Origin of the sequence: Pseudomonas floridensis, from assembly GCF_002087235.1 — a bacterium.
Lineage (GTDB): Bacteria > Pseudomonadota > Gammaproteobacteria > Pseudomonadales > Pseudomonadaceae > Aquipseudomonas > Aquipseudomonas floridensis.
Genome location: NZ_MUIO01000180.1, coordinates 1 through 694 on the forward strand (window position 1 = coordinate 1; position 694 = coordinate 694).

The following is a 694-nucleotide window of genomic DNA, read 5'->3' on the forward strand; positions in this document are numbered from 1 at the left end:
CAGGTGGGCAGCACCGACAACTTCTTCGAGCTGGGCGGCGACTCGATCCTCAGCCTGCAAATCATCGCCCGTGCCAAGCGCCAGGGCATCAAACTCAGCCCCAAGCAACTGTTCGAAAAGCAGACCATCGGCCAGTTGGCCTCGGTGGCAAAACTGATTCAGAAAAAGCCGGTGGCGGCGGTCGAGCAGAGCAGCGGTTCACTGCCGTTGCTGCCGATTCAGGCGCGTTTCTTCGAGCTGGAGATCCCCGAGCGTCATCACTGGAACCAGGCGGTCATGCTCACGCCGCAAACCGCTCTCGATGCGACCCTTCTGCAAAGCGCCTTGACGATGCTGGTCGAGCAGCACGACGCATTGCGCCTGGGTTTCAGCCAGCAGAACGGCAGTTGGCAAGCCACCTTTGGGCCGTTGAATACCCGCGACCTGCTGTGGACGCACGTTTTGGACGACGCTGCGCGTCTGAGCGAACTGGCCGACGAAGCCCAGCGCAGCCTGGACCTGAAAAACGGTCCTCTGCTGCGGGCGCTGCTGGTCGATCTGCCTCAGGGCGAGCAACGCTTGCTGCTGGTCATCCATCACCTGGTGGTGGATGGCGTGTCGTGGCGCGTGTTGCTGGAGGACTTGCAACAGGCGTATCAGGCGCTTGCAGCCGGACAGCCCGTGGCGTTGCCTGGCAAAACCAGTTCCCTGAAAA

The 694-nt window shown here is 61.8% G+C and carries 1 protein-coding gene; it reads left to right on the plus strand.

Annotation, left to right across the window (positions count from 1 at the left end):
* On the plus strand, positions 1 to 694 hold a 694-nt coding region (locus BZK31_RS27745; protein WP_157900814.1), incomplete at both ends, for a condensation domain-containing protein.